This is a genomic window from Balneolaceae bacterium (genome assembly GCA_034521445.1).
In the GTDB taxonomy this organism is placed as follows: Bacteria; Bacteroidota; Rhodothermia; order Balneolales; family Balneolaceae; genus JAXHMM01.
This window is the reverse complement of record JAXHMM010000017.1, coordinates 27,512-40,375: the sequence shown is the minus strand read 5'-3', so window position 1 is coordinate 40,375 and position 12,864 is coordinate 27,512. Positions and strand designations below refer to the sequence as shown.

The following is a 12,864-nucleotide window of genomic DNA, read 5'->3' as shown; positions in this document are numbered from 1 at the left end:
AAGTTGCAAAAAAGAGATTTTATTCTTCTCATACAACGCCCGAAACCGGTGTCTCAGGCAAATAATTTACACAATTTTCAAGAATAGTTAATGATCGCACCCTCAAAAAATATTTCCGGGGAAAAATCCCTCCAGCTCTACCGCGACCTTCTGCTGCCTCGTCTCATCGAGGAGCGCATGCTCAAACTGCTGCGCCAGAACCGCATCTCCAAGTGGTTTTCCGGCATGGGCCAGGAGGCTATAGCGGTGGGTGTGGCAAGCAGCCTTCCCGCCGATGACTATATTTTGCCCATGCACCGCAACTTGGGCGTTTTCACCACGCGCGGCGTGGACCTGTATACCCTTTTTTGCCAGTTGCTGGGCAAAGCGGATGGTTTTACCGGGGGAAGGGACCGATCCTTCCACTTCGGCACCCTGGAGCACAACATCGTGGGCATGATATCCCACCTGGCGGCCACCATGCCCGTGGCTGACGGTCTGGCCCTGGCAGCCCGGATGCGCGGCTCCGACCGGGTGGCCTGCAGTTTCTGCGGAGACGGCGCCACCAGCGAGGGGGAGTTCCACGAGGCGCTCAACCTGGCGGGCGTCTGGAAGCTGCCGGTGATCTTCATGATCGAAAACAACGGCTACGGCCTCTCCACCCCTACCCACCAGCAGTACGCATGCGAGCGGCTGGTGGACCGGGCGGAGGGATACGGGCTGGAGGGCATGTTCATTGACGGCAACGATGTTTTCGAGGTAAGTGAGGCCGTGTCCAGCGCACGCAGACTGGCCCTGGAGGGCAAACCGGTGCTCATCGAGGCCGAAACCTTCCGCATGCGGGGCCACGAGGAGGCCTCAGGCACCTTCTACGTTCCCGACGAGCTCTTCGAGGAGTGGAGCGAAAAGGACCCGGTAGACCGCATGCGCCGCTGGCTGATCGAGGAGGGCGTGACCGGCGAGGAACAGCTGGAGGAGCTCCGCGGGGAGACCGAAGCGCGCTTCACCCCCGCCCTGGAGCAGGCGCTGGAGGCGCCGGAACCACAATTCGATGAAGAGCGGGAAACCGGCTCGGTCTGGGCGTCCTGGACACCCCCCGCGACGGAAGTCCCGCCCGACGTTTCCACCTCCGAGAAGCGCTTTGTGGATGCCATTCAGTTTGCCCTGCGGCAGGCCTTTGAAGAGGACGAGGAACGCCTGATCCTGGGACAGGATATCGCGGACTACGGCGGGGTCTTCAAGGTCACCGAAGGCTTCCTCGAGCAGTTTGGGCCCGAACGCGTGCGCAACACGCCCATCATCGAGGCGGGTGCGCTGGGTGCGGCTGTCGGGCTTGCCCTTGACGGCTTTAAACCCGTGGTGGAGATGCAGTTCGCCGACTTTATCTCATGCAGTTTCAATCAGCTTGTCAACAACATATCCAAGTCGCACTACCGCTGGACCCCACCCCTGAATATTACCATTAGGGCCCCTCACGGGGGCGGCGTGGGTGCGGGACCCTTCCACTCGCAATCGCCCGAGGGCTGGTTCATGCAGCACCCGGGCCTGAAGATTGTCGTTCCCTCCAGCCCGGAGGACGCCCAGAATCTTCTCTACAGTGCCCTCCATGATCCCAACCCGGTGCTCTACTTCGAGCACAAAAGGCTTTACCGCAGCATACGGGCCGTGACACCGGACCGCTGTGTGCTTGAACCGCTGGGACATGCGCGCGTGGCGCGCGAAGGAGAACACGCCACCATCGTCACCTACGGACTGGGCGTACACTGGGCGCTGGAACTGGCCGAAGAGAAAGGGAAAGAAGGTGTGGAACTCGAAATTGTGGATCTGCGCTGCCTGGCCCCGCTGGATATGGAGACGGTGGCTGCCTCGGTGACCAAAACCAACCGTGTAATGCTGCTGCAGGAGCCGTCGGTGACGCTTGGACCCATGAGCGAGCTCTCGGCCCGCATTACCGAAGCCCATTTCCGGGAGCTGGACGCGCCGGTGATGCGCTGCTCCTCCCTCGACATGCCGGTGCCCTTCAGTCCCGCGCTTGAAGAGGGTTACCTGGCCAGCAGCCGCATGCGCGGTGTACTGGACGAACTGCTGGCCTACTGAAAAGTCCGCCCGACTCGGCTTGGGCTCCGGCGGAAGTCAGCCGCTCAGCCGCCTGACCTTTTCCTCGGAAAGACTCAGAGCGAGCCTGTGCTCCAGGACGGGCGAGGCGTCCCGGTCCGGCAAGCCGCGCAGCAGTCTGCTGGCCTTCACCGCCTTTTCAAAGTAGGCGCCTGCCTCGGGGTTTTTGTCCAGGTAGCCTGACAGAATCATTAGCTGGTCCTGCGAGAGTGTCCGGTCGATAAAGCCGCAGATATATTCGTCCAGATCACCGGGTATTCCCTGTTGTTGTACGAGCTCCATAGCAAATCGTATTAATTATCCTCCTTATTAGGAGCATATATACCAGATACGAAACGCTATGTTCCCCGCATTTATACGTAGTTCTGCAGGATCTCCTGGAGGTGGACCCTTCCGCGGTTGATGCGGGACTTGACCGTGCCCATGGGCGTGTCGGTGATCTCGGCGATCTCGTCGTAGGCCAGCTGCTGGATATCACGCAGGACCACCACCTCGCGGAAGTCCTCGTTCAGCTCCATAAGCGCCTTTTCAAGCATGTCAATGGACATTTTTTCCTGCAGCTGCTGATCAGGCAGGATGTCGCTGTCCTCCAGCTTCATGGGACGGTCCTCGGGATCGCTGGGATTTTCATGGATGGTGACCATGGTCATGCGTTTTTTCTTTTTGTACAGACTCCGCGCCAGGTTGAGCGCAATGGTGTACATCCAGGTGGAGAAGCGTGCGATGCGCTCGTAGGAGTGCTTGCTGCGGTAGACCCTCAGGAATGTCTCCTGCACCAGGTCCTCGCAATCCTGGTGGTTGTGAGTGTACCGGAACAGGAAATTGTGGAGGCGGTCCTTGTAGCGATGAACCAGTTCGTCAAAGGCTTTTTCGTAGCCCGACTGGAAATGTTCCATCAGATCTTCGTCGGACAGATCCTTGACGCGTGCGGTGCTTAGAGCTTCCATGATAGGTCCCGATTGAGTTGGCGTTTGCTAGGCGCATCACCAACTCAGCCGGTCCGACCCGGCTTTAGGGGATCGGAAGCATCAGTTGATGATCCGCTTGATCATCAAGAGAAGAATCGTGGAAGGGTCCATCGTCGACATGCCTTTCGCGGCTCTATCCGCGTCCAGAAGCGCCTCAAACACGCCGGGCATCTCGCCGAGCCTGAAGTGGGAGGCATCCTCCCACAGCTTGTTGAAGTACCAGCTGTTGCCGATACCCATTTCCTGCTGCACCTGCTTCTTGTTGTTGCCGGCGGCAGCGAGGCGGCGTATCTGCCAGATGTTTGAGAACATGTTGTAAAAGAACCCCACGGTACGAATGACTTCTCCCGTGTCTGCTTTTGATACCTGCAACATCTGTTCCGCGATGAACAGCGTTTTGTCCAGGTTCCGCTCAACAAGGGCGTCTTTCAGCTCAAACACCGAATATTCGCGATAGAGACCGATTACTTTTTTTATATGGCTCTCGTCGATGGTATCGGAAGTGTCTACAAAAGTACACACTTTATCTATTTCTGTGGACAGCAGCTGGAGGTTGCTCCCCACGTACTGGGCCAGCATCCGGGCGGCGGCGGGACCGATCTCCTTACCATGCTCGGAACGGGTCCATTGCATGATCCAGTCGGGTAGGCGGTAGTCGGGCACCTCCTTGAACTCGTAGAAGCTGGTGTTTTGATGCTTCTGAAGGGCCTTGCCAATTTTGGTGTTACCCGAGGGCTTTTTGGTGTCGATAACGACCAGCAGCGTAGTGGGATTGGGCTGCTCAACGTAGGGCAGCAGGTCGTTGATCGATCCGCCGTAGTCGCTCTCCTCCGCCGTAGGATCGCCCAGGCTTTGGAAATCGCGCAGCACCACGATGCGGCGCTCGGCCATCATGGGGTAGCTGCGAATGATGGAGAGTAGTTTTTCGGGGGTGACCTCCCGCCCGTAGAGCAGGTCGAAGTTGAAATCGCGGTGCTCGGCGGGCATGATCTCCTCCACGGCCTGCTGAAGGCGGTCCAGGAAGAACTCCTCCTCCCCGCAGAATACGCAGATGGGCTTGGGGGAGCCGGAGGCCAGCTCCTTGCGGGCCTCCCCGAAATGTTCTATGCTGGTTTTCTTGGCCATTTTACGGGTGCAGGCGTCCCATCATGCGCGGGAAGGGAATGGTTTCGCGCACGTGATCGAGTCCACAGAGCCACGCCACGGTCCGCTCGAGTCCCAACCCGAAGCCGGAGTGCGGCACGCTGCCGTAGCGCCGCAGGTCGAGATACCACTCGAAGACCTCCTCGGGGAGCCCGTGTTCGCCGATGCGTTTTTGAATGGTCTCCAGGTCGTCCTCCCGCTCGCTGCCCCCGACGATCTCCCCGTAGCCTTCCGGCGCCAGCACGTCCACCGCCAGGGCCAGTTTCTCGTCTTCCGGGTCTCGTTTCATATAGAAGGCCTTCACCTCGGCCGGGTAGCGGTGGACGATGATGGGCGTCTGGTAGTTCATGGTAAGGATGGTCTCGTCGCTGCCGCCGAAGTCGGAACCCCACTCGAAATTCAGGGCCGACTCCTTCCAGACGGGGATGTTGCGCAGGTCCTCCTCGATCTGGTCCACCCGCCCGGATATCTCCTTGATGCGCTGGTCGATCTGGGTCTTGCGCCATTTCTTGGCCTGTCCCCTCTCAGCCTCGATCTCCTTGCGCTCCTGATCCAACTCGTCGCGCTCGGCCAGGCGGTCCTCCTTCATCTGGTCGAGCATTTCGGCGGTCTCCTCGCTCTTGAGGGTCTCTACGGCCTCGGTGTAGGAGATGCGCGGGAAGTCGCTGTTTACCGTCTTGCGGAGGGCGTCGGTGTCCCGCTCCAGCTCTTCAAGTTCTTTTTCGCAGCGGTCCAGCACGCGTCCCACAATAAACTGGAGGAACTCCTCGGCCAGGTCCATGTTCATGTCCAGGTCGTAGAAGGCCATTTCCGGCTCGATCATCCAGAATTCGGTGAGGTGGCGCCTGGTCTTGCTCTTTTCGGCGCGGAAGGTAGGCCCGAAGGTGTAGATGAGTCCATGTGCCATAGCCATGGCCTCCCCGTAGAGCTGGCCCGACTGGGTGAGGTAAGCCTTCTCTTCGAAGTACTCCGTCTCGAATAGCGTGGTGGTGCCCTCGGCGGCATTGCCGGTAAAGATGGGGGCATCCATCTGGATAAAGCCCCGCTCCTGGAAAAAGGTATGAATACTGTAGATAATCTCGTTGCGCACGCGCATGGCCGCCCATTGCCGCTGGCTCCGCAGCCAGAGGTGGCGGTGCTCCATCAGGAACTCCACCCCGTGCTCCTTGGGCGTAATGGGATAGTCTTCGGCCACCTGCAGCACCCTGATGCCGGAAACCTGCAGCTCGTAGCCGCCCGGGCTGCGTTCGTCGGCCACCACCGTGCCGGTCACCTCCAGGGAGCTCTCCTGGCGAAGGGATTCGGCTGCCTCCCAGGTCTCCCCGTCCACCTCCTCCTTCGAAACGACGCACTGGCAGATGCCCGAACCGTCGCGCAGTTCAAGAAAATAGAGGTTTTTGCTGGTGCGGTAGTTGTAGACCCAGCCCTTGAGCGTCACGTCCCGGTCTTCGTGCTCGGCGAGGTTGCGAATATAGATCATGCGAAAAGCGTTCTAGTCTTCGTTTCGGCCTGTTTTTAAACTACGGAAGAATAGCGGTTATTGGCGCGCCAATCAATTCCCGAGAAGCCCCTGCGGCGGTGCGTTGGACCCGTCACTCGTCGCCGGAACGCAGCAGCCGCGAGGAGTTGAGCATGATGCCCACGTCCGGGACGGACTGCGCCGCGGCGGCCAGTACGGGCGGCAGGAAGCCGAAGGCGGCCAGCGAGATGCCCGCCAGGTTGTAGAGCGTGGTGAAGGCGAAATTGCCCTTGATGACCCTCATGGTGCGGCGCGCCGAATGGAGCAGTTCCGGCACCAGGTTCCAGTCGTCCCGCATGAGCGTGATGTCGGCGGTCTCGATGGCCACGTCGGTTCCCGTGGTGCCCATGGCGATGCCCACATCGGCCTGCGCAAGCGCCGGTGCGTCGTTCACCCCGTCCCCAACCATCACTACCGTGTGTCCCTCCTCCTGGTAGCGTCGGACGATTTCGATCTTCTCTTCCGGCAGGAGTTCCGCCCGGTAATCTATGCCCAGTTTTTCGGCCAGGTCCCGCGCCGATTCGGTGTTGTCGCCCGTCAGCAGCTCCACACGGCGCAAACCCTGTGCGCCAAGCCGGGACAGCGCCTCTCCCACCTCCTCCCGCTCGCGGTCCCCGGCCGCTAACAGTCCGATGAGTTTGCCATTCCGCTGGACGGTGATGACGGTCCGGCCGCGCTTCTTCATGGCGGCTATCCTGTCCCGTGCCTGCGCATCCACCGCACCGGCATCGACCAGCCGTTCGTTTCCCACCACCACCGCCTGCCCTTCGATCTCCGCCTTCACCCCGTTGCCCGTCAGCTCTTCGAAGCGGTCGGGCTTCTTCAGGGTGAGGAATCGCTGCTTTGCAGCTTCGGTGACCGCCCTGCCGAGGGGGTGCTCGGAAAACTGTTCGGCGCTGGCCGCTGCGGCCAGCAACTCACCCTCCGTGCAGCCGTTGAGCGGCACAATTTCAGAAATCTCGGGCCTGCCGAACGTGAGAGTACCGGTCTTGTCGATGAGCAGCACATCCGCCCGCGCCAGGGCCTCGATGTACTTGCCTCCCTTGATCATCACACCCCGACGGGCGTTGGACCCTACCGTCGCCAGCAGGGCCACCGGCGTGGCCAGGGCGAAGGCGCAGGCGCAGGCCACCACCATGACCGCCACTGTGGACATGACATTGCCGCTGAGGACATAGGTCAGCAGGGCGATGCCGGCCACCACCGGCAGATACCAGGCCGAGAACCGGTCCGCAAATCGCTGTACCTCCCCCTTGTGGGCCTCGGCCTCCTCCACCATGGCGATGACCTTTCCAAAGGTGGTGTCCCTGCCAACGGCGTCGGCCCGCAGCAGCAGGCGTCCGCCTTGCGCGATGGTGGACGCGTAGACCCCCGTACCCTCGGTAACTTCCACCGGCATGGATTCTCCCGTGATAGGAGACTGATCCACGGTCGCATGACCTTCCAGCACCGTGCCGTCCACGGGTATCCTCCCGCCCGGGCGTACCAGGATATGATCACCGGGGTTCACCTCTGAAATGGGGACCTCCTCTTCCCTTTCCCCGCGCACCAGGGTGGCGGTCTGCGGGGCCAGTTCGGTAAGCGAGCGCACCGAATCGCGTGCCTTGTCAGTGGTGTAGCCCTCGATAAAGTCGCCGGTGCGCATGAAGAAGACGACAATGGCCGCCGTCACCCACTGGCCCGCTATCAGCGCCGTCACGGCCCCCAGGGCCATGAGCGCGTGGGGGGTGACCATGCCCCTGGCCGCCGCCACGGCCACCTGGCGAAAGACGGGCCAGCCGATGGCGGCCACCGCGGCGGTCCCCGCCCAGAAAGGCACCCGGGCGGTCAGCGCATCAAAAAGGCCCAGCCATTCGCCCGCCACCGCGATGAGCAGGATGGCGCCGAAAACCAGCCCGAAGAGCCGGAAGGATTTGCGGGCATAGTCCTGCACGGACGGGGCCTGCTCTCCACCCGGGTCTTCCTCCCCCGGGATGCGGTAGCCAATGGCCTCCACGGCCTTCCGGAATTCGTCGAGGGTCGGACGTTCCGGTCCATGGACAATGCGCGCCTTCTCGGACGAGAGGTATACGTCGGCCGACGATACGCCTTCCATTCCCTCCAGGGCCTGCTTGACGTTCCGGGCGCAGCCGGCGCAGTCCATGCCTTTGACGGTAAGATGGGTCTCCTTCTTGCTCATGGCATAAAAATACGGAAATCCCCTGCCAACGCCATACCGTTCAGCAGCAGGAACCGTCCTTCTGCACGGGAGGACAAGGGGTGTCGCCGAAGGAACAGAACACGCAGCAGTCTCCCTCCCTCGGCTTCAGCAGCTCTCCGCAGCCCGGGCACTCCCAAAAATACCTGCAGCTGTCGGAGGGCATTTCCTCACGTGAGGTATGCCCGCATTCGGGACAGGTGATAACAGAGACAGACTTAATATCCTTGGAAGAATTCATGATCTCAGGTTTTTGCAGTGACACTATTGCCCTTCAGGACCTATCCGTCAAGAGCTGTTACGATGATTCGGTCCAACAGGACCGTCCCCCGGCCGTCCAGCCGCATGCCCACGCTGCCCGTTTCCGGAGCGTCGCCGTGCCCGTGCACCACCATCTCGCGGTCGATGTATCCCCTGAAATGGGTGCCGTTGCCCACGGTCCGAATGAAAAGCATGCCCGATGCGTCATACGACTCTTCGGCTAATACCTCCCTGCTGCCGTCGCTTACGCGTCCCTGTGAGATGGTGCCGTCCGTGTCAAGGGTGACAAAATCGTAATTTCCGGCGTCCCTCACGTGGGTGACCAGCGAAATCTGCCCATCAAACCCGGAGAAATCGAGCCAGTAGTCCACCTGGACGTCCTGCACGGAGTCGCGGGTGACAAAGAATACAGGGGACGACGTGGGATCGAGCCGAAGGAGGTGGTTGTCCCCGTTGCTCACCACGGCCGGCCGCAGGTCATCCGCCCCTCCCTGCAGCCATCGGAACCGGTTCAGCAGAGTGCTTACGCCATTGGGACCGATCTCCCAGGACCACCCCCCGTTTTCCGAGAGCGTGAACGTGGATGCTCCCGCGATCGTCAGACTGTCGGTCGTTGCGGCCTCGCGCCCCGTTTCCTGCTCGAGCAGCGAGCCGGTACCGGCACCGTAACCGAAGACCATCTTCGCACCGTGATCACCCGTCTCATACAGCATGAACACGCCGGGGAGGGCAAGCAAAAAGAGCATAATACGCACAGGCTTTCCGTCGAACCTGCGATACCCGTGCAGGCCGATGCGCAGCAGCGCATAGAGCCCGAAAAACCAGACGGTCCACCATGCCCAGTCCGCGTGCTCGGTGAGCACCGACTGGGCGCCAGCCGGAAGGAAGACGCTGTGGGCTGCCAGGGTGCCGGTATAATAGGTTATGATGCCGCTGACGGCACCGACGGTGTACAGCACGGTGGTCTTGACGGGGTCCCACCAACGGTCCGGCAGGAAGAAACTCAGCAGGTCCGCCACCACCGCCAGAAGAAGCACGGCAATGGGGAAATGCACGAGCATCGGGTGAATATTGGGGGCCCATTCCGGTATCAATTCCATGTCAATCCATATTATTTGAAATTAAAGAAGAGAAAAATACACATAAACCAGCACCCCTCCTGTAAGAACGGTGACAAACAAAAACACGGAAATCTTCTTGACAAAGCCTCCCCCCTCCATCTTCATCATCTTCACCTCGTGCGACTGCAGGTAGCGTTTGTGCAGCCACACCATCAACGCGGCCAGGAATTGCCAACCCAGAAAAATCCCAGGGCCGTCTTGGCCGATTCGCCGTACAGGCTGAGTATATCCATATAGTGTATTGCCTTGTTTATGAACGAGGTCGGATGGAAGCAACCCTCGCAGACACATCGGAACCGTTCTGCCCTCACATGAAAAGCCGTGAACCCGGAATAATACGCGCATAACCCGATCTCTTTAAGCTTAATTTAAGCCATTTACTCGTATTATGATGGTGGTGAATAAATAAAATGAGGTTATTGTCATGACTCAGAGAGAAGCACTCCACGAACACGGTCACGCGCATCACAATCAGGGGCAACACGACCAGGCGGGCCATGAACATTCCGGCGGGCATGCCGGACATCATGCCCACATGGCCGAGGATTTCCTGAATCGGTTTTGGATATCCATTGCCCTGACCATTCCTATCCTGATTCTTTCTCACATGATCCAGGATTTCCTGGGGTTGGGGGATGCCCTTCGGTTTTCAGGTGATACGTATATCTCGTTTGTGCTTTCAAGTGTCGTCTTCTTTTATGGCGGTTGGCCATTTTTGAAGGGGCTCTACGTGGAGCTTAAAGAACGCCAGCCGGGAATGATGACCCTTATCGGTGTTGCCATTACGGCCGCCTACGTATACAGCACGCTGGTCGTCTTTGCCGTGGAGGGACAGGTCTTCTTCTGGGAGCTGGCTACCCTGGTTGTCATTATGTTGATCGGCCATTACATCGAGATGAAATCGGTGATGAGCGCCTCCCGTGCCCTGGAAGAGCTGGCCAAGCTGATGCCTTCGGAAGCGCACGTTCTGCAAGAGGATGGGTCCACCAAAGATGTCCCGCTTGAAGAGCTCATGGAGGGATATAACGTGCTGGTAAAGCCCGGAGAAAAGGTTCCAGCAGATGGAGTGGTTGTAGATGGAAAGAGTTCGGTCAATAAATCTTTAATGACCGGCGAATCCAAGCCCGTATCAAAAAAACAAGGCGATGAAGTAATCGGCGGATCCTTAAATGGGCAGGGCTCACTGACTATCGAAGTAAACCGAACCGGAGAAGATTCCTTCCTCTCACAGGTGATCAACCTCGTGCGACAGGCCCAGGAGAGCAAGTCCCGAACCCAGGATTTGGCCAACCGGGCTGCTTTCTGGCTGACAATCATTGCTTTGGGCGCCGGTACCCTCACCTTTTTTGCATGGACCTTCTTTAGCACCGAAGATTTTGTATTTGCCCTGGAACGCACCGTTACGGTAATGGTGATCGCCTGTCCGCATGCGCTGGGACTGGCTGTTCCGTTGGTCGTGGCCGTATCTACCAGCCTGGCTGCCCAAAATGGATTTCTTATCCGCAACCGTACCGCTTTTGAGGAAGCCCGCAATCTCGGAGCCATTGTTTTTGATAAAACAGGTACACTGACCCACGGCGAATTTGGCGTAACAGATGTCCTGACATTTAATGGCTTCGAGGATAAAGACCAATTGCTGAAACTGGCCGGTTCTCTGGAGCAAAATTCAGAACATCCCATTGCCCGGGGCATCGTGAAAGCCACAGACGGGTTGATGAAAGTAGAAGCGTTCAACTCCATCACGGGAAAAGGTATTGAAGGGCGCGTAGATGGCAAACAGGTCAAGGTGGTAAGCCCCGGCTACCTGCGTGAAAATAACATTGACCTTCCGACAGATCAGTACGAGCAGCTTTCCGGGCAGGGTAAAACGGTGGTCTTTGTACTGATTGACGATCAATTGCAGGGAGCCATTGCCCTGGGTGATAGTATCCGTGAAGATTCAAGAGAAGCCATTCAAAGCCTCCACGAAATGGGTATCCAGTGTATCATGCTTACCGGTGATAACCAACAAACAGCTGCTTATGTGGCCAACGAACTGGGATTGGATGATTTCTTTGCAGAAGTCCTGCCCGAAGAAAAAGCCGCTAAAATAAAAGAAGTGCAACAGCGCGGGCTCAAAGTAGCCATGACCGGTGACGGTGTGAACGACGCCCCCGCGCTGGCGCAGGCCGATGTGGGTATTGCTATTGGCGCGGGTTCTGATGTGGCTGTAGAAACAGGTGATATCATCCTGACCCAAAGCAATCCCAGGGATGTCGCGTCATTAATCGCACTTGCCAAAGCGACCTACAAGAAAATGGTTCAGAACTTGTGGTGGGCTACCGGCTACAACGCATTTGCCATACCACTAGCTGCAGGTGTTTTATATACCTATGGAATTATTCTGAGCCCCGCCCTCGGTGCCGTGTTAATGTCTCTCAGTACCGTAATCGTGGCTATCAATGCGCGTTTCCTGAAAATAGAACGTTAACCAGCGGTAAAGAGAAAGCGGCAGCTCACTAATAATTCGTGTGCACTTTAAGGTTGCTTTAAGGGAGCTTGTTGTATGTTACCGTAGAGCATAAAAAACTGTTGAACATAAAATCAGATAAAAAGGTGACCACTATGAAACGCTTAACTATGATTCTATCCTTCATGCTGCTCTTTACAACGATGGGACTGGCCCAGCAGACGCAGGGAGACATGACACAAAAAAAACAACAGATGATGGAAATGATGCAGGACTCCACCATGCGTGCTATGATGATGGAACATATGGCCCAGAATCCTCAAATGCGTCAGCAAATGATGCAACATATGATGGGCTCGATGAACATGGACAGCACCATGGTAATGGGCAACATGCAGAAGATGATGGATAATCCTCAGATGAAGGAGCGCATGCAAAAGCATATGAAAATAATGCAATCCATGATGGATGGTGATATGGATCACTCTAAAATGATGAACATGATGGGCGATTCATCCATGATGAAAATGCAGATGATGTGTATGCAGATGATGCAGGGTAACATGATGGATGGCCAGGGAATGATGAACAAAAAAGAGGGCATGAACGGCAGTAACCATCAACAACATCACAACTAAACATGGACTGGCTAAACGCCATGAACACCTATTGGGCCCCGGTGCTTTGGATTCTGTTGGCCGGGGTCTTTTCTATGATCTGGTATCTGGCCCTACGCGGAAAGCACCGGCTTGAAATCAGAAATGCAGCCGTCGAAGTTCACCGGAGACGTTTACATTCCGGTGAGATATCGAAAGAAGAGTTTAACCGACTCAAACGCTCACTATCCAACAACTGATAATTATAATATCAGGATTATGTTTTTTGACCATCATTTTATAGGCATGCACTGGATCTGGTGGCTCATTATTATCGCCATCATCCTGCTGGTGGTTTTCAATATTATCCCCTACCGCCCCAGAACAGAACTGGAAGAGGATGCCATGGATATATTAAAGAAAAGGTTCGCCCGTGGTGAAATTGAACGTGAGGAATTCGAGGAACGGGAAAAGATCCTAAAGCGAAGTAATTAGTCTTTTTTCCTAAAACTATGA

At 57.4% G+C, this 12,864-nt stretch carries 13 protein-coding genes; 5 read left to right on the top strand and 8 right to left on the bottom strand.

Going from position 1 to position 12,864, the window contains the following annotated elements:
• Window positions 1-90 precede the first annotated feature (90 nt).
• Entirely contained in the window at window positions 91-2,076 is a 1,986-nt protein-coding gene (locus U5K31_14040) for a thiamine pyrophosphate-dependent enzyme (protein ID MDZ7773841.1), read from the top strand.
• 36 nt (window positions 2,077-2,112) lie between these two features.
• Here the strand turns inward: U5K31_14040 and U5K31_14035 are convergent, their stop codons facing one another.
• The 8 genes from U5K31_14035 to U5K31_14000 all read right to left on the bottom strand — a co-directional run bounded on the left by U5K31_14035 (window position 2,113) and on the right by U5K31_14000 (window position 9,456).
• Window positions 2,113-2,376: a hypothetical protein gene (locus U5K31_14035; protein MDZ7773840.1), complete on the bottom strand. Its 264-nt coding sequence runs from the start codon at window positions 2,374-2,376 to the stop codon at window positions 2,113-2,115.
• Window positions 2,377-2,447: 71 nt separating this feature from the next.
• A complete protein-coding gene (locus U5K31_14030) occupies window positions 2,448-3,041 on the bottom strand; it encodes a sigma-70 family RNA polymerase sigma factor (GenBank protein MDZ7773839.1) in 594 nt (197 codons plus the stop codon).
• Between the two features lie 81 nt (window positions 3,042-3,122).
• Window positions 3,123-4,187 (bottom strand): DNA polymerase III subunit delta, encoded by a 1,065-nt coding sequence (gene holA, locus U5K31_14025; protein MDZ7773838.1) that lies wholly within the window; start codon window positions 4,185-4,187, stop codon window positions 3,123-3,125.
• A gap of 1 nt (window position 4,188) precedes the next feature.
• Window positions 4,189-5,685: an amino acid--tRNA ligase-related protein gene (locus U5K31_14020; protein MDZ7773837.1), complete on the bottom strand. Its 1,497-nt coding sequence runs from the start codon at window positions 5,683-5,685 to the stop codon at window positions 4,189-4,191.
• Between the two features lie 112 nt (window positions 5,686-5,797).
• The gene (locus U5K31_14015) at window positions 5,798-7,903 is read right to left on the bottom strand and encodes a cation-translocating P-type ATPase (protein MDZ7773836.1); all 2,106 of its coding nucleotides are present in this window, start codon (window positions 7,901-7,903) and stop codon (window positions 5,798-5,800) included.
• A 40-nt stretch (window positions 7,904-7,943) separates the two neighbouring features.
• Entirely contained in the window at window positions 7,944-8,162 is a 219-nt protein-coding gene (locus tag U5K31_14010) for a GDCCVxC domain-containing (seleno)protein (GenBank protein MDZ7773835.1), read from the bottom strand.
• Window positions 8,163-8,202: 40 nt separating this feature from the next.
• Window positions 8,203-9,282, bottom strand: a complete 1,080-nt coding sequence (locus U5K31_14005) for a DUF2231 domain-containing protein (protein ID MDZ7773834.1) — start codon at window positions 9,280-9,282, stop codon at window positions 8,203-8,205.
• Between the two features lie 21 nt (window positions 9,283-9,303).
• Window positions 9,304-9,456 (bottom strand): hypothetical protein, encoded by a 153-nt coding sequence (locus U5K31_14000; GenBank protein ID MDZ7773833.1) that lies wholly within the window; start codon window positions 9,454-9,456, stop codon window positions 9,304-9,306.
• 271 nt (window positions 9,457-9,727) lie between these two features.
• Between U5K31_14000 and U5K31_13995 the strand changes: the two genes are divergently transcribed.
• From U5K31_13995 to U5K31_13980, 4 genes are all read left to right on the top strand, one after another.
• On the top strand, window positions 9,728-11,773 hold the full coding sequence (locus tag U5K31_13995; GenBank protein ID MDZ7773832.1) for a copper-translocating P-type ATPase: 2,046 nt from the start codon (window positions 9,728-9,730) through the stop codon (window positions 11,771-11,773).
• A 134-nt stretch (window positions 11,774-11,907) separates the two neighbouring features.
• Window positions 11,908-12,390 carry a hypothetical protein gene (locus U5K31_13990; GenBank protein MDZ7773831.1) on the top strand — a complete coding sequence of 161 codons (483 nt, stop codon included), beginning with the start codon at window positions 11,908-11,910 and terminating at the stop codon, window positions 12,388-12,390.
• A 2-nt stretch (window positions 12,391-12,392) separates the two neighbouring features.
• Entirely contained in the window at window positions 12,393-12,608 is a 216-nt protein-coding gene (locus U5K31_13985) for a hypothetical protein (protein MDZ7773830.1), read from the top strand.
• A 19-nt stretch (window positions 12,609-12,627) separates the two neighbouring features.
• Window positions 12,628-12,843 carry an SHOCT domain-containing protein gene (locus tag U5K31_13980; GenBank protein MDZ7773829.1) on the top strand — a complete coding sequence of 72 codons (216 nt, stop codon included), beginning with the start codon at window positions 12,628-12,630 and terminating at the stop codon, window positions 12,841-12,843.
• Window positions 12,844-12,864: the final 21 nt, after the last annotated feature.

Coding starts and splice junctions, on each gene's coding strand:
- U5K31_14015 (MDZ7773836.1), bottom strand. CDS start 7,903: ATGAGCAAGAAGGAGACCCATCTTACCGTCAAAGGCATGGACTGCGCC.
- U5K31_14000 (MDZ7773833.1), bottom strand. CDS start 9,456: ATGGTGTGGCTGCACAAACGCTACCTGCAGTCGCACGAGGTGAAGATG.
- U5K31_14030 (MDZ7773839.1), bottom strand. CDS start 3,041: ATGGAAGCTCTAAGCACCGCACGCGTCAAGGATCTGTCCGACGAAGAT.
- U5K31_14005 (MDZ7773834.1), bottom strand. CDS start 9,282: ATGGAATTGATACCGGAATGGGCCCCCAATATTCACCCGATGCTCGTG.
- holA (MDZ7773838.1), bottom strand. CDS start 4,187: ATGGCCAAGAAAACCAGCATAGAACATTTCGGGGAGGCCCGCAAGGAG.
- U5K31_14040 (MDZ7773841.1), top strand. CDS start 91: ATGATCGCACCCTCAAAAAATATTTCCGGGGAAAAATCCCTCCAGCTC.
- U5K31_13980 (MDZ7773829.1), top strand. CDS start 12,628: ATGTTTTTTGACCATCATTTTATAGGCATGCACTGGATCTGGTGGCTC.
- U5K31_13995 (MDZ7773832.1), top strand. CDS start 9,728: ATGACTCAGAGAGAAGCACTCCACGAACACGGTCACGCGCATCACAAT.
- U5K31_14035 (MDZ7773840.1), bottom strand. CDS start 2,376: ATGGAGCTCGTACAACAACAGGGAATACCCGGTGATCTGGACGAATAT.
- U5K31_13985 (MDZ7773830.1), top strand. CDS start 12,393: ATGGACTGGCTAAACGCCATGAACACCTATTGGGCCCCGGTGCTTTGG.
- U5K31_13990 (MDZ7773831.1), top strand. CDS start 11,908: ATGAAACGCTTAACTATGATTCTATCCTTCATGCTGCTCTTTACAACG.
- U5K31_14020 (MDZ7773837.1), bottom strand. CDS start 5,685: ATGATCTATATTCGCAACCTCGCCGAGCACGAAGACCGGGACGTGACG.
- U5K31_14010 (MDZ7773835.1), bottom strand. CDS start 8,162: ATGAATTCTTCCAAGGATATTAAGTCTGTCTCTGTTATCACCTGTCCC.